General features: G+C 62.4%; 22 protein-coding genes and 1 pseudogene. 20 read left to right on the top strand and 3 right to left on the bottom strand.

Annotated elements, in window-relative coordinates; all coding sequences use genetic code 11:
- The first annotated feature begins 169 nt into the window (after positions 1–169).
- The gene (locus CO656_RS26560; RefSeq protein ID WP_234819646.1) at positions 170–583 is read left to right on the top strand and encodes a DUF4304 domain-containing protein; all 414 of its coding nucleotides are present in this window, start codon (positions 170–172) and stop codon (positions 581–583) included.
- Positions 584–695: 112 nt separating this feature from the next.
- On the opposite strand, the pseudogene CO656_RS31070 reads toward CO656_RS26560, so the two are convergent.
- Positions 696–1021, bottom strand: a pseudogene (locus CO656_RS31070) (hypothetical protein).
- Between the two features lie 217 nt (positions 1022–1238).
- Between CO656_RS31070 and CO656_RS26550 the strand changes: the two are divergent.
- The 4 genes from CO656_RS26550 to CO656_RS26535 are packed head-to-tail and all read left to right on the top strand — an operon-like array spanning position 1239 to position 6743.
- Entirely contained in the window at positions 1239–1997 is a 759-nt protein-coding gene (locus CO656_RS26550; protein WP_097527771.1) for a DUF3365 domain-containing protein, read from the top strand.
- Positions 1994–4747, top strand: a complete 2754-nt coding sequence (locus CO656_RS26545; protein WP_097527770.1) for a response regulator — start codon at positions 1994–1996, stop codon at positions 4745–4747. The genes CO656_RS26550 and CO656_RS26545 overlap by 4 nt, the downstream gene beginning before the upstream one ends.
- Positions 4748–4796: 49 nt before the next feature.
- A complete protein-coding gene (locus CO656_RS26540) occupies positions 4797–5168 on the top strand; it encodes a response regulator (protein WP_037422759.1) in 372 nt (123 codons plus the stop codon).
- A 12-nt stretch (positions 5169–5180) separates the two neighbouring features.
- A complete protein-coding gene (locus CO656_RS26535) occupies positions 5181–6743 on the top strand; it encodes an adenylate/guanylate cyclase domain-containing protein (RefSeq protein WP_097527799.1) in 1563 nt (520 codons plus the stop codon).
- 64 nt (positions 6744–6807) lie between these two features.
- On the opposite strand, the gene CO656_RS26530 is transcribed toward CO656_RS26535, so the two are convergent.
- Positions 6808–8133 (bottom strand): MFS transporter, encoded by a 1326-nt coding sequence (locus CO656_RS26530; protein WP_097527769.1) that lies wholly within the window; start codon positions 8131–8133, stop codon positions 6808–6810.
- Here CO656_RS26530 and CO656_RS29940 point away from each other — a divergent pair.
- The 11 genes from CO656_RS29940 to CO656_RS26480 all read left to right on the top strand — a co-directional run bounded on the left by CO656_RS29940 (position 8132) and on the right by CO656_RS26480 (position 16553).
- The gene (locus tag CO656_RS29940; protein ID WP_144353239.1) at positions 8132–8437 is read left to right on the top strand and encodes a hypothetical protein; all 306 of its coding nucleotides are present in this window, start codon (positions 8132–8134) and stop codon (positions 8435–8437) included. The genes CO656_RS26530 and CO656_RS29940 overlap by 2 nt on opposite strands.
- Before the next feature lie 68 nt (positions 8438–8505).
- Positions 8506–9771, top strand: coding sequence for an ABC transporter substrate-binding protein (locus CO656_RS26525; RefSeq protein WP_234819645.1), 1266 nt, complete (start codon positions 8506–8508; stop codon positions 9769–9771).
- A 19-nt stretch (positions 9772–9790) separates the two neighbouring features.
- Complete coding sequence (locus tag CO656_RS26520) at positions 9791–10765, top strand: YVTN family beta-propeller repeat protein (RefSeq protein ID WP_144353240.1); 975 nt, start codon at positions 9791–9793, stop codon at positions 10763–10765.
- A 35-nt stretch (positions 10766–10800) separates the two neighbouring features.
- Positions 10801–11283, top strand: coding sequence for a hypothetical protein (locus CO656_RS26515; RefSeq protein ID WP_097527767.1), 483 nt, complete (start codon positions 10801–10803; stop codon positions 11281–11283).
- 52 nt (positions 11284–11335) lie between these two features.
- Positions 11336–12118, top strand: coding sequence for an ABC transporter ATP-binding protein (locus CO656_RS26510; protein WP_097527797.1), 783 nt, complete (start codon positions 11336–11338; stop codon positions 12116–12118).
- Positions 12115–12981, top strand: a complete 867-nt coding sequence (locus CO656_RS26505) for an ABC transporter permease (RefSeq protein WP_097527766.1) — start codon at positions 12115–12117, stop codon at positions 12979–12981. The genes CO656_RS26510 and CO656_RS26505 overlap by 4 nt, the downstream gene beginning before the upstream one ends.
- Entirely contained in the window at positions 12981–13610 is a 630-nt protein-coding gene (locus CO656_RS26500; RefSeq protein WP_097527765.1) for a hypothetical protein, read from the top strand. Before CO656_RS26505 ends, CO656_RS26500 begins: the two co-directional genes overlap by 1 nt.
- 189 nt (positions 13611–13799) lie before the next feature.
- Positions 13800–14009 carry a hypothetical protein gene (locus CO656_RS26495; RefSeq protein ID WP_097527764.1) on the top strand — a complete coding sequence of 70 codons (210 nt, stop codon included), beginning with the start codon at positions 13800–13802 and terminating at the stop codon, positions 14007–14009.
- 33 nt (positions 14010–14042) lie between these two features.
- Positions 14043–15035: an ABC transporter substrate-binding protein gene (locus tag CO656_RS26490; RefSeq protein ID WP_097527796.1), complete on the top strand. Its 993-nt coding sequence runs from the start codon at positions 14043–14045 to the stop codon at positions 15033–15035.
- 80 nt (positions 15036–15115) lie between these two features.
- Positions 15116–15844 (top strand): ABC transporter permease, encoded by a 729-nt coding sequence (locus CO656_RS26485; protein ID WP_234819643.1) that lies wholly within the window; start codon positions 15116–15118, stop codon positions 15842–15844.
- Complete coding sequence (locus CO656_RS26480) at positions 15813–16553, top strand: ATP-binding cassette domain-containing protein (RefSeq protein ID WP_097527763.1); 741 nt, start codon at positions 15813–15815, stop codon at positions 16551–16553. Before CO656_RS26485 ends, CO656_RS26480 begins: the two co-directional genes overlap by 32 nt.
- A gap of 21 nt (positions 16554–16574) precedes the next feature.
- Here the strand turns inward: CO656_RS26480 and CO656_RS26475 are convergent, their stop codons facing one another.
- Positions 16575–16922: a hypothetical protein gene (locus tag CO656_RS26475; protein ID WP_179864847.1), complete on the bottom strand. Its 348-nt coding sequence runs from the start codon at positions 16920–16922 to the stop codon at positions 16575–16577.
- 460 nt (positions 16923–17382) lie between these two features.
- Between CO656_RS26475 and CO656_RS26470 the strand changes: the two genes are divergently transcribed.
- From CO656_RS26470 to CO656_RS26455, 4 genes are all read left to right on the top strand, one after another.
- Entirely contained in the window at positions 17383–19254 is a 1872-nt protein-coding gene (locus CO656_RS26470) for a methanol/ethanol family PQQ-dependent dehydrogenase (protein ID WP_097527794.1), read from the top strand.
- A gap of 123 nt (positions 19255–19377) precedes the next feature.
- Positions 19378–19899, top strand: a complete 522-nt coding sequence (locus tag CO656_RS26465; RefSeq protein WP_097527762.1) for a c-type cytochrome, methanol metabolism-related — start codon at positions 19378–19380, stop codon at positions 19897–19899.
- A gap of 1 nt (position 19900) precedes the next feature.
- Complete coding sequence (locus tag CO656_RS26460) at positions 19901–20761, top strand: substrate-binding domain-containing protein (RefSeq protein ID WP_037422778.1); 861 nt, start codon at positions 19901–19903, stop codon at positions 20759–20761.
- A gap of 150 nt (positions 20762–20911) precedes the next feature.
- A partial coding sequence (locus tag CO656_RS26455) for an alcohol dehydrogenase catalytic domain-containing protein (protein ID WP_158255703.1) occupies positions 20912–21288 on the top strand: 377 nt, incomplete at its 3' end.

Genomic DNA, 21288 nt, shown 5'->3' with positions numbered 1-21288 from the left:
CCGTCGTGCCGATCAGGTAAGAGTGTCGACTGCCCGGCTGCCGGGAAACTGCCACCAACCAACGCGATTTGCACCGATGAGCGCTTTCGAACGAGTGATCGGCCAGGAGCTGGCACCGTACCTCCGATCAGTCGGCTTTCTGAGACATGGCCAGACTTGGAATCGGCGTATGGACTGCGTCGTGCAGGTCATTTCCGTACAGCGGTCGATGAACAATACAGAGCTCGATTCCCGCTTCACCGTCAATATCGGCGTGACCCTCGACACCCGGCCGACAAAGGCCAGAGTTGCGGAACATGACTGCAGGGCACGCCAGCGCATCGGCTTTCAGCGCCCGGAGCGGCAGGATCATTGGTATCGCTATCAGCCGAAGGAGGCGGCGAGGGTCCAGCTCGCGGTCGCGGAAGCCCGCGCAGCCATAGAAGCTTACGCGCTGCCCTATCTCTCTCAAACTTCAGGTGAGTTTTCCATGGCTGTTGCTGCAGGCAACATCGGTGATGCAAGCACATGCGGGGGTCTGGAAAGCATTCGACGGTCTCAGGCGGCGGATCATTCGCCTTTTGCCGTCAAAGAGGGCGTCTAGTCTGTAGCCCGAGGCGGTGCCGTCCGAGCTGCGGTCGCGACCGGTGTCTGACCACCGAGTCGCAACGGCAATCCCGCTGTCGAATACACGGGATCGCCTTTCGCTCACAGCGTTACTCGTGAATCGAGTAACGCCCCAGCTTGCAGAGATCCCGCTTATCTACCGTCGATTCGAGATTCGAGTTCTCGTCGTACTCAAAACGCATGTCGTACTCGCACACGTCGCGGCCATCCGCGATCGTAAGCTCGATCGTTTCGCCCGGTCCAAAACCTGGCTGCCGAACACATCATCTTCCCATTCCTCGACCCCGACCGGCGACGTGTGGAAACGAACGAGCGTCGCGCCTGTGTCGTTTTTCAACGTGAAAGTCAGGTATTCGGCCGAAGCCGCCGATGAGAATGCGATGGGCCCCCATGGGTGACTGCAGCCAAAACAAATTGCTTCATGAAATAAGTCCCCTGCCCGAATTGAGCCCGCGTAAACTACGCACGACAGGCAGGGCTACAACTTCCTTTTGGCTTCCCGCTGCTGGCTCACCAAAAATGGTACTTCTCGCGACATAAGCCTGGGTAGTTCATGTTCCAGAGATGACTCCTTCCGGTATGCTTCCTGTGCTATCTTTTCCGCCTTGTGCTTCCTTGCGGAGGAAAGCAACATGGGGACTCTTAAAGGCTTCACGCGGAACTGCGCAGTCGCTGTCTTCTCCGGTTGCATGCTGCTGTCGCCTCCGGCACCGGCCGAAGAGGCTGCCGATGTCGCGACCGGGACGCGGCTCGCCGAGTTGCTCAGGGCGGCCCGAAGCGTCCTTTCGAACTATCAGTCGCTCATCAACGATCCGGCCGTCGCCGACAAGCATCTCGACGGCGAACGGTTCACGGCCGAAGCGATCGCGCTTTACGGCAAGCGCACCGGCAGTCCGTTGATCTCCGACGATCTGGCCGAGCGCGACCGCAAGCTGCTCCAGGCTCAGGTCGACGCCATGCGCGAGGTGATCGACGAGCATCAGGACGACATCAACCGTCCGGGCATTGCCTTCAAGGGCTTCGTTCCAGCCGTCTTCGCGCGCCTGATGAACGAGAAATTCGCCGTCAAGGTGGGAAACGAAGCGCTGGTCCGCGTCACGGCGCCGGAGGTGCTGGTGCGCAATCGCAAGTCGCTTCCCGATGCCTGGGAGGCGAAGGTCATCGAGGAGGTTTTCCCGGATCCGCAGCGACCGAAGGAGGCGAGCTATACGGAAGTGACGACCGTCAACGGTCGCCCTGCCTTTCGCATGCTGCTGCCAGAGTATTACACCGATTCCTGCCTTGTCTGCCACGGCGTCCCGAAGGGGGAAATCGACGTCACCGGCTATCCGAAGGAGGGCGGCAAGGCCGGCGACCTCGGCGGTGCGATCAGCATCGTCTTGTTCCAATGAGCGCGCTTCGCGAGCAGTTGCAGCCACTAAAGCCTGTCCCGGCGCCGAGGCTTGCCAGCCGGATCGCCAATCTGCCGATCTCGGCACGCGTCGCGACGCTGACCGCGGCCGGCATGATCAGCCTTGTACTATCGTCGGTTTTCCTGACGCAGGCGCTCCATCGCAGCGCCGCGCGCATGGCCGAAACCCAGGAACTCTTCGACCGGGCCGCATCGGCGGCGGCGGCGCATGTCGCCTTCGGCGACCTCCGGTACTGGCTGACCGATCTCTCCGTCAGCCTGCTGATGAATTCGCAGCGCAATGCCGAGCAGGCCCGCGAGCGCCTGCAGGTCCAGTTGGAGCGCCTTGCCAAGCACTCTCCGGCCGCCGTCAGGGAAATCCGCACGGAAATCGACGCCTATGTCGCGACGGCGCTACAGGCAACGGAAAGCTATACCCAGGACAACCGCATCCTGGGCAACACCCTGCTGGCGGAAGCACGCACCCATAGCGGCCATGTCGATCGGAACCTCAACAGGCTTGTCGAGCAGGTGAAGGCCGATGCTGAGGCTGCCCGCAACGAGGTCGTGGCGCAGACGCAAAAGACGGCCACGACCGCGGCCATCCTCGTCGGCGGGGTCGTCCTGATCGGCTCGCTCCTGACGCTCCTCGTCCTGCGCTCGATCGTCGGGCCGCTCCGGCGCCTCAACCGGGTGATCGGCGACCTGACCGAGGGCCGCTACGATGTCGAGGTCCCCCAGGAGGGCGGCGACGAATTCGGGGCGATGGCGAAAACGCTTTCGCTGTTCCAGCAGAACGCCATCGAAAAGAAGAAGCTCGAGGACCAGGCGGAGCGGCAAAGGCGGACGGTCGCCGCGGCGCTCGAGGCGATTTCCGACGGGTTCGTGCTCTATGATCCGGACGACCGTATCCTCGTCGCCAACAGCAAATATTGCGAAATCTTCCCCAGCCACAAGCCGAACGAACTGCGCGGCAAGAGCTTCCGCGAAATCCTGGAGCAGAACCTGGCAAAAGGGAAAGTGGACCTCGAAGGCAAGGCGCCGGAAGAGTGGATCGAGGAACGCCTGCGCCTCCACCGCGATCCCGCCGGCCTCGTCGACGAGAGGCGGTTCAATGACAAATGGGTGCGCATCACCAAGCGCAAGATCCCGGACGGTGGGACGGTCGCCGTCTATACCGACATTACCGAACTCAAGCAGAGGCAGGTCGAGCTCGAGCGTGCCAAGAGCAATGCCGAAGCGGCCAGCGAGGCCAAGAGCCGGTTCCTCGCCTCGATGAGCCACGAATTGCGCACGCCGCTGAATGCGATCATCGGTTATAGCGAGATGCTGATAGAGGAAGCGCGCGACCATGACGAGGACGAGTTGGTCCCGGACCTCGAGAAAATCGCTTCGGCCGGCCGGCATCTGCTGTCGCTCATCAACGATATTCTCGACCTGTCGAAGATCGAGGCCAACAAGATGGAGGTCTTCCTCGAAACCTTCGACGTCGCCCGGCTGCTCGGCGACGTGACCGCCACCGTCGCGCCGCTGATGGCGAAGAACCTTAACGAATTCATCCAGGAGTTCGACGGCGATCTCGGGGAGATGCATTCGGACCAGACCAAGCTGCGCCAGAATCTCTTCAACCTGCTCAGCAACGCGGCGAAGTTCACCAATAGCGGCCGGGTCACGCTGTCGGCCCGGCGCGAAGAGCGAGCCGACGGCGACTGGCTCGTCTTCAAGGTCTCCGACACCGGCATCGGCATGACGCCGGAACAGCAGAACCGGCTTTTCAACGCCTTCACGCAGGCCGATGCGTCCACCACCCGCAACTACGGCGGCACCGGCCTCGGCTTGAGCATCACCCGCAGTTTCAGCCGCATGATCGGCGGCGCCGTCGATGTCGAAAGCGAAGTGGGAAAGGGCTCGGTCTTCACGATGGAAGTGCCGGCGCGATGCCGGCGGGAGGCCGGCGTGGCGCCGGCAGCCGAGCCATCGCAGATCATCCAGCCGGGCCGCACCGCGCTCATCATCGACGACGACCCGGCCGCCCGCAACCTGATCGCAAAGGCGCTGGCGGAAGCGGGTCTCGCCTCGATGCAGGCGGCGAGCGGCGCGGAGGGGATAGCCGTCGCCCGCGAGCATCGGCCCGACGCCATCATTCTCGACATCATCATGCCGCACCAGGACGGCTGGTCGGTGCTGCGCACGCTGAAGAGCGACCCCGACCTCTGCACCATCCCGGTGATCCTGGCGACCATTCTGGCGGATCGCGAGCTCGGTCTCTCGCTCGGCGCGGTCGAATATCTGACCAAGCCGATCGACACCGACAAGCTGATCCGGACCGTCGAGGCTTGCGGCGGTGGAAACCGCGACGTGCTCGTCATCGACGACGACCTGGCTTCCCGCGAATTCCTGCGGCGCATTCTGGTGAAGAGGGATTGGAAGGTCCACGAGGCAGGTGACGGCGTGCGCGGCCTCGACATGATGAAACGGCTTCTGCCGCGCCTCGTCCTGCTCGATCTGCTGATGCCGGAAATGGACGGATTCCAGACGCTCAGCGAGATGCAGGGAATTCCGGAGCTGCAGAACATTCCGGTGGTCGTGGTCACGTCGAAGGACCTCTCCGCCAACGAGTTGCGGTGGCTGCGCGAGCGGGCGGTCGCCGTCGTCAACAAGGGGGCAAACAGCAGGTCGCAACTGGTGGAGGCTCTCGAGCGCCAGATCGCATCGCGTGAAACGGCCGGCCAGACCGTCGGCGACCGCTGAAGGCTAAATCGTGCCGTGCAAACCTGCAGCGGGCAGGAGGAGACCGGAAATGACGAGAATCCTTCTGGTGGAAGACAATGAAATGAACCGCGACATGCTTTCGCGGCGTTTGTCCCGCCGCGGCTTCGACGTGCTCATTGCCGAAAACGGCAAGGCCGGCGTCGAGCTCGCCGCTTCCGAAAGGCCCGATGTGATCCTGATGGATATGAGCCTGCCGGTCATGGACGGCTGGGAAGCGACCCGACAGATCAAGGCCAACCCGCTTACGTCCGGGATACCTGTCATCGCGCTGACGGCCCACGCCATGGCCAGCGACCGGGACATGGCGCTGGATGCCGGTTGCGACGACTATGACAGCAAGCCGGTCGACCTGACGCAGCTTGTCCGGAAGATCGAACAATTGCTCACCGCATCTCCCTGAGTGGCGTTGAAAATGAGCGTCGGGAACGAATTTCAGCGTCAGGCCCTTGCCACCCATGTGGCGCAGCGGATGGCCGGCCCGGCACAGGCGATCCTGGGGTTTCAGGAATTGCTGCTCGAACAGGCGCGCGATCTCGGCGCACTCGAGCTGCTCGCCGACCTGGAACGCATCGGCGCCGCAGCAAGACAACTGAACAGTTTTATCGAGAGCCTCGTCGACGCAAAGACGGGATGCCCGGGCGGAGACGCCGCCGAGGCGGAGGCACGGCTGCGGCACGATCTTCGTACACCGCTCAACGCCATCATCGGCTATTCCGAAATGATCCTCGAAGAGGCCGGAGAGCCGCAGCCGCACACGCTGAAGGATGACCTCGGCGTAATTCTGGCCGCGGCCTCCGAGCTGTTGAAGCAGGTCGACGCCATCGCCGGTCTTTCGCGCGGAGCCGCCATCGGGGCGCTTCAACCGCGGGATGAGACCGGGCTAGACACGGCCGAACTCGAACGGCTGCTGTTCCAGAGCAGGCAGGAGGCCTGGACCGATCAGGGCGGCAGGATCCTGGTGGTCGACGATGTCGCCAGCAATCGCGATCTTCTCAGCCGCCGCCTTCGCCACGAGGGCCATCGCGTCGTCGTGGCCGATTCCGGCCGCTCGGCGCTTGCAAGACTGGCGGAGGGGGAGTTCGACCTCATCCTGCTCGATATCCTGATGCCGGACATGAACGGCATCGAAGTCCTCGCAAGGCTGAAGGCGGAAGACCGATGGCGGCACGTGCCGGTCATCATGATATCGGGCCTCAGCGAAGTGGCGGCCGTGGCCCGTTGCATCGAGGCCGGCGCTGACGATTATCTGACGAAGCCGTTTAATCCCGTCCTGCTTCGGGCGCGGATCAACTCCACGCTCGAAAAGAAACGCTGGCTAGACCGCGAGCACCGCTATCTCGAGCAGATCGAAATGGAAAAGCGGCGCGCCGATTCCCTTGTTCACGCGATCCTGCCCGACCAGATCGTTGCCCGGCTGCAGGGCGGCGAGGAGATCATCGCCGATCGCTTCGAAGAGGTGTCCATTCTGTTCGCCGACATTGTCGGCTTTTCGCCCATCGCGGCAAGGCTGCCGCCGTCCGACCTCGTCAGGCGACTGGACGCGATGTTCAGCAAGTTCGATCTTCTGACCGAGCAGCATCGCGTCGAGAAGATCAAGACGATCGGCGACGCCTATATGGCCGCCTGCGGCATTCCGGAACCTTCCGCCGATCACGCCGACAGGATCGTCGCCCTCGGGAAATCGATGCTGGAAGCGCTGCAGGGCTCAGCCTCCGACACCGACCGCTTCCGGGTTCGAATCGGCGTCCACTCGGGGCCGGTGGTCGCCGGATTGATCGGCCGGCTTCGTTTCGTCTACGACGTCTGGGGGGAAACGGTGAACATTGCGAGCCGTCTCGAATCCCAAGGCGTGCCCGACAGCGTTCAGATCTCGGAGGCGACGAGGCGCGCCCTGCATGGCCGGTGGACGCTCGAGCCGCGACGCGCCCTCGATCTGAAGGGCATCGGCAAGATCGAGACCTACCTCGTGAGATAGGTCAGTTGCTCCCCTTCCCAAAGTGCGGGGCTGAGCCCCGCACTTTGGGCACGTCTCCTCAATCTCAACCCGCTCTGGGCTCGACCGGCCTCCAAATGCTGACCTTGTGGGTCTCGGGCATGAGGTAAAGCGCAAGCAGGAAGCAGACGGCAGGCACGACGATCGGATAGATCAGCGCGTAGCCGACGCTGCCGGTGGCCGCGAAGGCCGCCGAGGTGACGAAGGGCACCAATCCGCCGCCCCAGCCGTTGCCGATGTGATACGGCACCGAGACCGAGGTGTACCGGATACGGCCGGGAAAGTATTCCGCCAGGAATGCCCCAACCGGGCCATAGACCATCCCGACATAGCAGACGAGAATGAAGATGATGAAGATCGCCGTCGGGTAGTTGATATTGTCCGGCTGGGTGACGGTGCCCAGCCACAGATACAGCGGGTAGTAGGTGATCGCGGCGAGCAGCATGCCTCCGAGGATCACCGGCTTGCGGCCGATGATGTCGGACAGCCATCCGAAGAAGATCAAGCTCGGCGTCGCCAGGAGCAGCGCTGCGCCGACGATATAGGCGGAGTTCAATGCATCCACCTTGGAAACCTGCTGCAGGAAGTAGAGCGCCCAGAACTGGCCGCTGTACCAGACCACCCCCTGCCCGATCAGCACGATGGTGGCGATCCCGACGAATTTGATGTTGGAACTGAGGAAGGCCTCCTTCCAGGGATTTCGGGTCATCTGCCCCTTGGCCTTTATCTCCGCGAAGATCGGCGTCTCCTGGAGCTGAAGCCGGATGTAGATCGCGATGCCGACCAGCAGGAACGACACCAGAAACGGAACGCGCCAGGCCCATGCTTCGAAGACCTCGTTGCCGAAATAGGTGCGGGTCGCGATGATGACGGCGAGCGACACCACGATACCGAGCGTCGGAGAGGTCTGAAGCCAGCCGGTGTAGTAGCCGCGGCGCTCGTCCGGCACATGCTCGGCGACATAGGTGATGGCGCCGCCATATTCGCCGCCGAGGCACAGGCCCTGGATCATCCGCAAGCCGAAGAGAAGAAATGCGGCGGTGAGGCCGATCGCCTCATAGGTGGGGATCAGGCCGATGGCGCCGGTGCCCAAGCCCATTCCGCTGAGCGTGATCAGGAAGGTGTATTTGCGACCGACCCGGTCGCCCATCCAGCCGAACAGGAACGCCCCCAGCGGACGGATCAGGAAGCCCGCCGTGAACAGCGCGATCGTACTCAGGAGCGCTGCGACCGGGTGCGACTGTTCGAAGAACTTGACCGAGAGAACTGCGGCCAAGCTGCCGAAGATGTAGAAATCGTACCATTCGATGATGTTTCCGACCGATGCGGCAACGATCACCCGCCGGAAGTCCTTCGGGACCTGGACAGCCATGTTTCTTCCTCCCGTTTCAACACATGGCCCCCATATTTTTCCGGTATTCTATCACGAAACCAGCGCAGCAAAAGAGTTTGCTCCGGCAGCGACAGTTTTCCGAAGTAATGCTTCGTCGTGGATACCCGACTTTGCTAAAGTTCAGCGGTTGTCGCTGACGAATTCCCATGTGGAACGCCGGGAAGATTCGAACATTGCGCCGGGACACATTGCCGCCCAGCGCGCCGCCGGCCTTTGCCTGAGCTGTTCTATTGCGGAGAAACATGCAGGCGCTGGCAGGACTGCCGCATCGCAGCCGGGTTGAAATCAGCGAAATCTCGACTAAGCTGTCTGCGGCACCGAGCAATTGCACAGATCCGACAGGCGTCGGAGATGGTGCATGTTGTCGATCGAATGGGATCAGCGGTGCGCTATGCCCTGACGCTCCTTATCGCAGTTCTTCTTGCGGCTTCCGGCTCCCGGGCCGTTACGCAGCAGCCTGCGCCCGTCGGCAAGACGGCTCCGGCCGAGCAGGTCCTGGAACTCAAGCTGGGCTATCTTCGGGCCTATGCGCCTGAACTCGCCCTTTCGGTGCTCGACGTGCCGCCGCGTGACGACGGCGTCGCCGGAGCCAAGGTGGCGGTGGGCGACAACAACACGACCGGTACCTTCCTCGGACAGAAGTTCACGCTCGATCTGACCGAAATAAGGCCGGACGCCGATGCCGTGCCGGCCTTCAACGACATGGTGTCGAAGGGCGCGCGCTATATTCTCGCCGATCTCTCGGCCGCGCAGCTTCTGTCGATCGCCGAAATCGCCCGCGACAAGGGAGTGCTGATCTTCAACGTCGGCGCCACCGACGACCGTCTGCGCGAGGAGGAGTGCCGGGCGAACGTCTTCCACACCGCCCCGACCCGCACGATGCTGGCCGACGGGCTGGCGCAATATCTGGTCTGGAAGCAGTGGCGCCGATGGGTGCTGGTCCACGGCTCCCATGAGCCCGACCGACTGTTCGCCGATGCGCTGCGCCGCGCCGCCACGCGCTTCGGTGGCGAGATCATCGCCGAAAAGGAGTTCACTGACACCGGCACGGCGCGGCGAACGGATACCGGCGTGGTCCAGATCCAGCGGCAAATGCCCGTCTTCACGCAGGCGTTCCCCGACCACGACGTGCTGCTCGTCGCCGACGAAAGCGAGGTTTTCGGAACATACGTGCCGTTCCGGACCTGGATTCCGCGCCCGGTGGCCGGCACTGCCGGCCTGATCCCTTCTGCCTGGCACCCGGCCAGCGAGCAATGGGGCGGCACGCAGATCCAGAACCGTTTCGCCAAGGCGAATGGCCGGCGCATGCTGTCGAAGGACATGGCCGCCTGGACGGCGGCGAGGATCGTCGGCGAGGCCGCGACGCGCACGCAAAGCGCCGATCCCGAGACGCTCGCAGCCTATATACGCTCCGACGACTTCTCGCTCGCGGCCTTCAAGGGGCAGAAGCTGACCTTCCGTAAATGGAACTGGCAGCTGCGCCAGCCGATCTTCCTGGGCGACGGCCGTTCCGTGGTTTCGACCTCGCCCCAGGAAGGGTTCCTGCATCAGGTCTCCGAACTCGACACGCTCGGCGTCGACCAGCCGGAGACAAAATGTGCTCTGACGTTGCCTTAAACAGGGAGAGAGACAGGTGCTGCGAAGACTGACGTATCTTTCGGCCGGACTTGCCGTCGCCGCCAGCATGGCTTCGCCAGCCTTCGCCTACATGGTCTATGTCTCCAACGAGAAGGACAACACGGTGACTGTGGTCGACTCGGTCACGAAGGAAGTGGTGCGCACGATCAATGTCGGCCAGCGGCCGCGCGGCATCACCATTTCGCACGACGGCAAGTTCATCTATCTCTGCGCAAGCGACGACGACACGATCGAGATCATCGACACGGCCACCTACGAGATTGTCGGATCGCTACCCTCCGGCCCGGATCCCGAGCTGTTCGTCCTCTCACCCGACGGCAAGACGCTCTATGTCGCCAACGAGGACGACAATCTGGTCACCGTCATCGACCTCGAGGGCAAGAAAGTGGTGGCGGAGGTGCCGGTCGGCGTCGAACCCGAGGGAATGGGCATCAGCCCGGACGGCAAGACCATGGTCAACACCTCCGAGACGACCAACATGGCCCATTTCATCGACACGGCAACCAACGAAATCACCCACAATGTTCTCGTCGATTCGCGGCCGCGCTTCGCCGAGTTCAAGCCAGACAATTCAGAGATCTGGGTCAGCGCCGAAATCGGCGGCACCGTCTCGATCATCGACAATGCGAGCCGTGAGGTAAAGCACAAGATCACCTTCGAGATTCCTGGCCTGCGCTCGGAATCGATCCAGCCGGTCGGCGTGCGCATCACCGCCGACGGCACGAAAGCCTATGTGGCGCTCGGCCCCGCCAACCGCGTGGCGGTGATCGATGCGAAGACCTATGAGGTCGAAAAATACGTGCTCGTCGGGCAACGGGTCTGGCAGCTCGCCTTCACCCCCGACCAGAAGACGATCATAAGCACCAACGGCGTCTCGAACGACATCACCTTCATTGACGTCGCGACCGACGAGGCAATTCAATCGGTGACCGTCGGGGCGCTGCCCTGGGGCGTGGTCGTGCATCCGAACTGACGGGACGGCAAAGCTCTTTGGCAGCGGAGGAGGAAATGCAGAGCTATCGGAATTTCGCGCTTGCCGTGTTTCTCGGCGTGGTCCTGTCCGTAACACCCGGTTCCGCACAGGAGGCCGACGACGATGATAACGACGCGACGCAGCCGGCTGCGGACGCCGAGCAGGTGACGCGGGCCAGCAAGGACGTCCCCGAGCTGATCCTTGGGTCGAAGAATGACCAGTTCACCGTCAATCAAAAGGATTTCGCGCTGATCGCCGGCCAAGGCTACCGCTGGAAGATATCGGCTGCGGGCGGTCTGGAGTATAAATTCCACACCGACCTCTTCCGCAATGTGTGGATGAACCAGATCGTCATCAACGATCTCGAAGTGCACATGAACGGCGCCCCGGCCTGGCTCGAATATGATGCGGACGGCACCATCCAGATCCAGTTCACCACCGTGCGCCCGGGTAGCTACAGCTGGTCGGTTCCCGATCTCGCCGAGAGAGGCATGAAAGGAACGATCACGATCAAATAAGGTTGGATGATCGGGCAAATGAGGTTGGATGATCGAGGAGGACGATGCCAACATGCAGCATGTGAGGGCAAACGACGGATTGAGCCTGCCCGCCGCGCTCGACGTCTCGGCGGTCGACCACAGCTACGGCCGGAAGCAGGTTCTGTCCGACATTTCCTTCTCGATTGCGGCAGGGCGCTTCACCGTCCTTCTCGGCCTGAACGGGGCCGGAAAGACGACGCTGTTCTCGCTGATCAGCCGTCTCTTCGACACGCGTCGGGGGTCGATCCGTATCTTCGGCCACGACGTCAGCCGCGAACCGGGCGAGGCGCTACGGCGGCTCGGCATCGTCTTCCAGGCGCGCACCCTCGATCTCGACCTCAGCGTCTATCAGAATCTCTCCTACCACGCCTCGCTGCACGGCATCGGGCAGAGAGAGGCCCGCGCGCGCATCGAAGCGCTGCTGGCCCAGATCGGCATGAGCGACCGTTTGCACGACAAGGCGCGCAGTCTTTCCGGGGGGCAGATGCGGCGCATCGAAATCGCCCGGGCGCTCTTGCACCGGCCGCCGCTGCTGCTCCTCGACGAGGCAACGGTCGGGCTGGACATACAATCGCGAGCCGAGATTCTCGCGACCATTCGCAAGCTCGTGGCGACCGACGGCATCGGCGTCTTCTGGGCGACCCATCTCATCGACGAGGTCGAGGACGGCGATCACGTCGTCATACTCCACCAAGGCAGGGTGCTCGCGGACGGCAGGGTCGATGACGTCGTCCGCTCCTCAGGCGCAAGTAGCATTCGAGAAGCCTTCGCGACGCTGAGCGGGGTCGCTACGGCAGGCGGAGGCGTCCGATGAGCTTGCAGTCTGCCGCAGACGGAATTCCGGCCGATTCCGACCCGGGCTTCAGCGCCCGCCAGTATCTCGTCTGCCTCAAGGGCATCCTCATCCGCGAAGGACTTCGCTTTCTCAACCAGCGGGAGCGCTTCGTCTCGTCGCTGGTTCGTCCGCTCCTGTGGCTCTTCGTGTTCGCGGCGGGCTTCCGTCAGGTTCTCGGCGTCTCGATCATCCCGCCCTACAAGACCTACGTGCTCTACGAGGTCTATATCACCCCCGGATTATGCGGCATGATCCTGTTGTTCAGTGGCATGCAGTCTTCGCTTTCGCTGGTCTACGACCGGGAAATGGGAAACATGCGGACCCTGCTGGTCAGCCCATTTCCACGCTGGTTCCTGCTGGTGTCCAAGCTGCTCGCAGGAGTCTCCGTTTCGATCCTGCAGGTCTATGCCTTTCTTGCCATCGCCTGGTTCTGGGGCGTCAGGCCGCCATGGACCGGCTATCTGCTGATCCTGCCCGCACTGTTCCTTTCCGGGATGATGCTCTGCTCGCTCGGAATGCTCCTGTCCTCGATGATCAAGCAACTGGAGAACTTCGCAGGGATCATGAACTTCGTGATCTTCCCGATGTATTTCGCCTCGCCGGCACTTTATCCGCTGTGGCGCATTCAGGAATCGAGCCCGCTTCTCCACAAGATCTGCGTCGCAAACCCGTTCACCTATGCGATCGAACTGATCCGCTTCGCCCTTTACGGACAGAGCGACTGGGGATCGCTGTCGATCGTGGTTGCGTTCACCGTGCTGTTTCTTGGCGGCGCGATCCTCGCCTATGATCCGTCGAACGGCTTGCTCAGCCGCAGGCAGGATACGGGAGGAAATGCCTGATGCGGTGCTTGCTTCTGACGCGCATCCTGCCGGCCGCGATCGCTGCAGCGGTCGCAGGGCCCGTTTTGGCAGCGCAGGGCGGCGATCCGGACTGGCCGTGCATTCAGCGCAAGGTTCCGGAGCTCTCGCTCGGGCAGATATGGGCCGGCGCCGCACTGCCGCAAACGGCCGCCGACTGGTCGAAGGATGCGGCCATCGCTCATTTGGTGACGGAGCTCTCGGCGCGCCGCGTGCCGCTGCCGGAGGCACAGCAAAAGATCCGGGAATATGCGGATAGCCTGCCGGAGGGCGAGAAGGAACGGCGCATGACCATGCTCGCGCAGGGCCTGTTCGAGCACATGAACCGGGAACGCTCGGATGTCATCGCCGGCATCGCCCGCTACGCCCACGCGCAGAGGGACATGGCGGCATTCCTGCGGCAGGAGGCGTCGGCGGTCGATGCCTTGCGAGCGAAGCCCGCTGCCGACCCGAAGGAGCTTGCACGGCGGAACGACCGGCTGGTCTTTCAGACGCGCGTTTTTCAGGAGCGCGCGCAATCGCTGGGCTTCGTCTGCGAGGTGCCGACGCTCATCGAGCAGCGCCTCTACGCTCTGGCCAAATCGATCGCGCAGACGCTCAGCGATCGATAACCCCCCCCGAAGCTGTCGCTCACGGCGAAGCGGGGGCTTTCCGCGATAATTGACGCTGGTTTATCGCGCGCGTATCCTTCTCATGCGGGCTTTCCATCAGGCACCTTGTGAAAGCCGGTTATCGGACTGGTGCGCCAAGCGTCTCAGTCGGCGTTGCCTCTGCGCGCGTTCGTGCGGAAAGGTGCTTAGGTGAACCTCGTCGATCTCGTCCTGACCGTCTGCATGCTGGCCGACCCTACCCGTTGCCGCACCGAGCACCTGTATTTCCAGAGCCACGGATCGCTGGTCCAATGCATGATGCTGGCTCCGGCTGAGATCGCCAAGTGGTCCGTAAGCCATCCGACACTGAAGATCGTGCGATGGAAATGTGTTTTCCCGCCCGAGGAGCAGGAAATCTGACGTCCCTCTAGGAAATTGATGGAAGGTGACATCATGAACATATCGCGGCGTGCGCTTTGCGGAGTGGCTTTTCTGGCTGCCGTCAGTCCTCTGGGATTGCCTGCCTTTGCAGCGCCGTCGGCGCCGAAAGTGCGTGTGGGTGTGCTGAAATTCGGCACGGTGAATTGGGAACTCGATACCATCAAGCACAACAAGTTCGACGCGGCCAACGGCATCGAGGTGGAGGTCGTCTATTTCGCCGGCGAGGACGCGACCAATGTCGCCATGCTTGCGCGCGATCTCGACGTCATCGTTTCCGACTGGCTGTGGGTGTCGCGTCAACGTTCCGAGGGCGAAGACCTGACGCTTGCCCCCTACTCGACAGCCGTTGGCGCCATCATGGTCAAAAACGAGGCGCCAATCCGCCAAATCCCCGACCTCATCGGCAAGAAGATCGGCGTTGCCGGCGGATCGCTCGACAAGAGCTGGCTCCTGATCCAGGGACTTGCCGAGCGCGACCACAAGATCGACCTGGCCAAAGAGAGCGACGTCGTTTTCGGCGCCCCGCCGCTGCTGTCGGAGAAGGCGCTTTCCGGTGAGCTCGACGCGGTCTTGAATTTTTGGCATTTCTGCGCGCGGCTGGAGGCAAACGGCTTTCGCCGGCTGATCGGTGCCGACGATGCAGCGAAGGCGCTTGGGGCATCGGGGCCGGTCTCGGCACTCGGTTACGTGTTCCGCGACAAATGGGCGAACGAAAACCCGGATGCGGCGATGGGCTTTGTCAAGGCAAGCGCAGACGCCAAGAAGCTGCTGGCTCGGTCGGATGACGAATGGCAGCGCTTGGCGCCTATCGTGCGCGCCGAGGGCAGAGAGCTCGAGGTGCTGCGCGATCGCTACCGGGAAGGCATTCCGAACCGGCCTCTCGCCGAAGAGGAAAGCGATGCCGCTAAGCTCTATGAAGTTCTCGCGCAACTGGGCGGGGAGAAGCTCGTCGGCGAAGCGCGGCAGATGGCTCCCGGGACATTCTGGGCGGCATTGAAGACATGACGGCGAAATTCGGATCGGAAAACGGGCTGTCAGCGCGCCGGCCCGCGCGCAGGGCCCGTGGGTTGCCGGCGGCGACGGCCGTGGCATCGCTCGCCGCCCTGTGCCTGCTCTGGAGCCTCGCGGCCGGCATCTGGCCGAGCCGTGCTTTCCCGCCGCCGCTCGCAGTCTGGCAGGTGCTTCTCAAGGAGGCGGCCAGCGGCGACCTTGGTTATCACCTGGCAATGACCCTCTGGCGGGTCGCGGCCGCCTATGTCGTCGCCATGATCGTCGGATCGGTCATCGGCGTGCTGCTCGGCATGCACCGGCGGGCGGACGTCTTCTTCAATCCGTGGCTCGTGCTCTTCCTCAATCTCCCGGCCCTGGTCGTCATCGTACTCGCTTATATCTGGTTCGGCCTGACCGAGGCTGCCGCAATCGGCGCCGTCGCCATCAACAAAATACCCAACGTCGTCGTCACCATGCGTGAGGGCGCGCGGGCGCTCGAGCCCCGTTTCGCGGAAATGGCCACGGTCTACCGGCTCGGGCCGCTCGACCATGTTCGCCATATACTGGTGCCGCAGTTGCAGCCCTATTTCGCCGCCGCCTCGCGCTTGGGCATTGCGCTGATCTGGAAGATCGTGCTCGTCGTCGAGCTGCTCGGCCGTTCGAGCGGCGTCGGCTTCCAGATCTATCTCTACTTCCAGATATTCGACGTTGCCGCCATCCTTGCCTACACGCTCGCTTTCGTGGCTATCATGCTGTCGATCGAACTCCTTCTGGTGCAGCCACTTGAACGACATGCAACCCGCTGGCGCCGCCGCTCCGCTTAAGGTCGACATTGCCGAGAAGACGTTCCGCTCGGCGGAGGGCGTTACGATCGTTGCGCTGCGCGGTCTTTCCTTCGCGGTGAGACAGGGCGAATTTGCCTGCCTGCTCGGCCCGTCGGGCTGCGGCAAGACAACGACCCTGCGCATTCTGCTGGGCCTCGATCGGCAATTTTCCGGCAGCTATCAACTGCCCGAAGGCGGTTCCGACCGCGTCGCTGCGGTCTTCCAGGAGCCGGTGCTCCTCCCCTGGCGGACGGTGGAGCAGAACGTCCGTCTTGCGCTCGCGCCGCGCCTCAGGGACAAGGACCTGGACTGGCTGTTCGACATTCTGGGGCTTTCGGCAATGCGGGCGCTCTATCCTTCGGAACTTTCGCTCGGCCTGGCGCGCCGCGCCGCGCTCGCCCGGGCTTTCGCCACCGAGCCCGCGGTACTTTTTCTGGACGAGCCGTTCGCCTCGCTCGACGAGCGAACCGCCGACAAGTTGCGCCAGCTTCTGATGAGGGTGTGGGCGGCGAGACCCACCACGGCCCTGATGGTCACCCACAATTTGCGCGAGGCGCTTCTGCTTGCCGATCGCATCGTGGTGCTGTCGCCGCGCCCAGCGCATGTGCTGGGTATCTTCGACGTGGGCGTGCCGCGTCACGCCCGTGAGGCGGCATCGCTGGACCAGCTTGTCTCGGAGTTTCACAAGAGGTTTCCGGACGCGGACTGATTGTCCCGAGCGGGCGACGGGTCAGAAGCAGCGGACCTCCGCCTCGGCCTGCGCTCGCCTGAGTTCCGCGTCGGCGGATTTTGCTGGCGCGCTTTGCCGGAACAGAACCCCTCTTTCGCCTGTCTGAAGTCCGAGGCTCCTGAAGGTCTCGGCCGTCTCATAGCGTTCGTAAGGCATGATCGACGCTATGACGTCGATCGAGCATGAACAGCGTTCGAGGGCGGCACGCGTTTCGCCATTAGCCTTCATGCAGCCATACACATAGTCGACGACGGCAACCGTCGGGTAACCTCCGGCGGCCGATGCCGGTGCGGCGCCCGAGAGCGCAACGAGCAAGCCGATCACTTCCAAGTTACCAATCGTCACCATGAACCTCCGCCAGCTTCGTCACCTAGGACAGGTTCTTAAATTAACCTGCCGTGAGGATGTATTAGTGTAGTAAATTCTCGCATAGCATCCAATCTAGATTTGTCAAATATTAGTAACTTTCGTGCTGCGCGGCAGCATATTTTGTTTTGCGCTGCAGCATCAATTGTATAATGAACCTTGCTTTATTCTTTATGATCGCCTATTCTCCAGCGGTTTCCGGCTTCAAGCCTTGTCTGGGAGCGGCGAAGTCTCGCTTATCAAGAGGTTTGGCAATAACGGTGCCCTCTGCCGATCCGAATGAGCCGTGACACGCTGACGGAAGCGCATGTCCCACGACAAGCATGACATGCTTGGGCTGGCCTTTGTGGTCGCCTGCGGAATTGTGAAGACGAGCCTCGGGTGACTATCGACATCGGGAGGACTTCGCATGCGCATACTCGGAAAATTCGCATATCTGCCGATGGCGGCCGCTGGAGTTCTGACAGCGGCGCTTGCCGGAAATGCGTTGGCCAATGACGAACTGAAGGCCCTTGCGGCCGACCCGAAGAACTGGGCCATGCCCACGGGCGACTATGCCAATCAGCGTTATTCCAAGCTGAACCAGATCAACAAGGACAATGCTAAGGATCTGCAGGTCAAGTGGACCTTCTCCACCGGCGTATTGCGCGGCCATGAAGGCGGCCCGCTGGTGATCGGCGACGTCATGTACGTCCATACGCCGTTCCCGAACATTGTTTATGCACTTGATCTCAAGAACGACGGCAGGATCCTCTGGAAATACGAACCGAAGCAGGATCCGAGCGTCATCGCGATCATGTGCTGCGACACAGTCAACCGCGGTCCGGCCTATGGTGACGGAAAGATCATCCTCTATCAGGCCGACACCATGGTGACGGCTCTCGATGCCAAGACCGGCAAGGTCGCCTGGCAAGCCCAGAACGGCGAGAAGATCGACGGGAGCCTGTCCGAATCCGGCACGTCCGCGCCCATGGTGGTCAAGGACAAGGTCATCGTCGGCGTCTCGGGTGCCGAATATGGTGTCCGCGGCCACCTCACTGCCTACAATCTGAGCGACGGCAAGCGTGCCTGGCGGGCCTATTCGACCGGCCCTGATTCAGAAACGCTGATCGACCCGGAGAAGACGACCCATCTCGGCAAGCCGGTCGGCAAGGACTCCGGAATGAACACCTGGGAAGGCGAGCAGTGGAAGACCGGCGGCGGCACCACCTGGGGGTGGTACGCCTATGATCCGGAACTCAACCTCGTCTACTATGGTACGGGCAATCCTTCGACCTGGAATCCCAACCAGAGACCCGGCGACAACCGATGGTCAATGACGATCTTCGCGCGCGACGCCGATACGGGTATGGCCAAGTGGGCCTATCAAATGACGCCGCATGACGAATGGGACTATGACGGCGTCAACGAAATGATCCTTGTCGACGACATGGAGATCATGGGTCAACCGCGCGACGTGCTCGTGCATTTCGACCGCAACGGCTTCGGCTATACGCTCGATCGTGCGACGGGTGAGCTTCTGGTTGCCAAGAAATACGATCCCACGGTGAACTGGGCGACCGAGGTCGTGATGGACCCGAAGAGCGACCAGTATGGCCGTCCGCAGGTGGTGGACAAGTACTCCACCGAGCATAACGGCGAGGACTTCAACACCACAGGCGTTTGCCCGGCGGCGCTTGGAACGAAAGACCAGCAACCGGCAACCTATTCGCCGAAGACGAAGCTGTTCTATGTGCCGACCAACCATGTCTGCATGGACTACGAGCCCTACCGGGTGAGCTACACGGCCGGCCAAGCCTATGTGGGCGCGACCGTGAACATGTACCCGACGCCCAACAGTCACGGCGGCATGGGCAATTTCATCGCTTGGGACGCGGCCAAGGGCGAGATCGTCTGGTCGAAGCCGGAACAGTTCTCGGTGTGGTCGGGTGCGCTCGCAACGGAAGGCGACGTCATCTTCTACGGCACGCTGGAAGGCTACATCAAGGCCGTGGATATGCAGGGAAATGAACTCTACAAGTTCAAAACTCCCTCGGGCATCATCGGCAACATCAACACCTACGAGCATGGTGGCAAGCAATATATTGCGGTGCTGTCGGGTGTCGGTGGCTGGGCAGGCATCGGGCTTGCCGGCGGCCTTCTGGCGGCCGAAGGTGCAGCGGCGTGGCAACAGGCCGTAGCGGGCGAGAAAGCTCCGACCGAAGAAAGCGAAGCCATCGCCACGGCGGGTTTGGGTGCGGTGGGCGGCTATGCCGCACTGGCCGAGTACACCACACTCGGCGGGCAACTGACCGTATTCGGTCTCCCGGATTGATAGCCGGGCGAACCCTGCCTGAACGAGAGCCCGTATCAGCAGAGGCTGCCGGGCTCTCGGCTTCACCAACAGAATCTCACGCCCTCAGCCATGGTCGATGGCGGTTGGAAGACGAGGTCACGCATGTCACCACGCTTCATCAGTTCGGCGTTTGCCGTGGTCCTCCTGCTGAGTGCAAGTGGCACTCTCCGCGCCGAGGACAGCAAGGAAAAGGCGGCCAGCGCCACGGAGGAAGACGGCAAGCATTTCGACGCCGACGGCAATCCCACCTTCAAGATCGAGAACGGCGTCGTCGATTGGTACACTTTCAACGGATATCGCCGCTATCACGCCGATTGTCATGTCTGCCACGGGCCCGATGGCGAAGGCTCCTCCTATGCGCCGGCTCTCGCCAAGACCATGATCAACCTCGATTACGGGACCTTCCTGTCGATCGTCGCCGAAGGACGCAAGAGTGTCGTCGGCGGCAAGGAGGTCGTCATGCCGGCCTTCGGCGAAAACAAGAATGTCTATTGCTATCTCGACGACATCTACATCTACCTGCGCGCCCGCGCCGTCGGCGCTGCGCCCCGAGGGCGTCCGCCCAAGAAGGCCGACAAGCCGGAGGCGGCTACCGCCTATGAAACGTCCTGCATGGGGGGATGAGATGGCACACGGCATCCAGCGGACCTGCAGGGCTTTCATTTCCCTGGTGGCGGCCGTGCTGATGCCATGGCAAGCGCATTCGCAGAGTGCCGGGCTCGGGGCTGCCGGCGAACTGGTCGACCCGGAGACGCTGCGGGTCTGCGCCGACCCCTCCAACATGCCCTTCTCCGACGAGAGCGGCGAAGGCTTCGAGAACAAGCTCGCCGAGATGGTCGCGGCCGCGACGGGACGAAGCTCGGTCGCCTACACGTGGTTTCCCTCGATCCCGGGTTTCGTCCGCAATACGCTCGGCGCCAATCGCTGCGACATCATCATGGGCTACGCGCAAGGGGACGAACTGGTCCAGAATACCAACGCCTATTACCGCTCGTCCTATGTGCTGATCTACAGGAAGGATGGCGATCTTGCCGGCGTCGAAACGCTGAGCGACCCGAGGCTTCTCGACAAGCGGATCGGCGTGGTCCACGCAACGCCACCCTCCGCAAAGATGGCGGCGGCAAAACTGATGCGCAAAGCGAAGGTCTATCCTCTCGTGGTCGACACGCGGAACGTGCCATCGATGGCCGAGGTGATGATCCGGGACATGGTGGCAGGCGTGATTGACGCGGCCGTGGTCTGGGGGCCGATGGCGGGCTATTATGCAGAAAAGTCGAAGGTCGCGATGGCGATCGTGCCCCTAACCGGGGAGAAGGGCGGCTCGCGCATGACCTATCGGATCACGATGGGGGTGCGGCCGTCCGACCAGCAATGGAAACGCACGCTTAACACCTTCATCCGGGACAATCAGGCGGACATCAACAAACTCCTGCTCTCCTATGGTGTGCCGCTGCTCGATGAACAGGACGAGAGGATCACGCAGTGATGGCCGGCGACGTCGCTCTTGTCTCTGAGATGATCACCGGTGGTCACCGGCCAAGATTGACTGCCGAGCGTCGGGAAGAGGGCTGCGTTTGGTCGGGTATACTGACGAAGCAGCCCAAGTCGATTATAATGTGCAAAGGGGGATGGAGACATGGACGTACGCGCCGCCGTCGCCACTGAGGCCGGCAAGCCGCTGGAAATCATGACGGTTCAGCTCGAGGGCCCGAAGGCCGGCGAGGTGCTCGTCGAGGTCAAGGCCACCGGCATCTGCCACACCGACGATTTCACCCTCTCGGGTGCCGACCCGGAAGGGCTGTTTCCGGCGATCCTCGGCCATGAGGGCGCCGGCATCGTCGTCGATGTCGGCCCCGGCGTCACCTCGGTCAAGAAGGGCGACCACGTCATTCCGCTCTATACGCCGGAATGCCGCGCCTGCCCCTCCTGCCTCAGCCGCAAGACCAATCTCTGCACCGCCATCCGCGCCACCCAGGGGCAAGGCGTCATGCCGGACGGCACCTCGCGGTTCTC

The organism is Sinorhizobium sp. FG01 (genome assembly GCF_002531875.1).
GTDB classification, from domain to species: Bacteria; Pseudomonadota; Alphaproteobacteria; order Rhizobiales; family Rhizobiaceae; genus Sinorhizobium; species Sinorhizobium fredii_C.
This window is presented reverse-complemented; position numbering and strand designations above follow the sequence as displayed.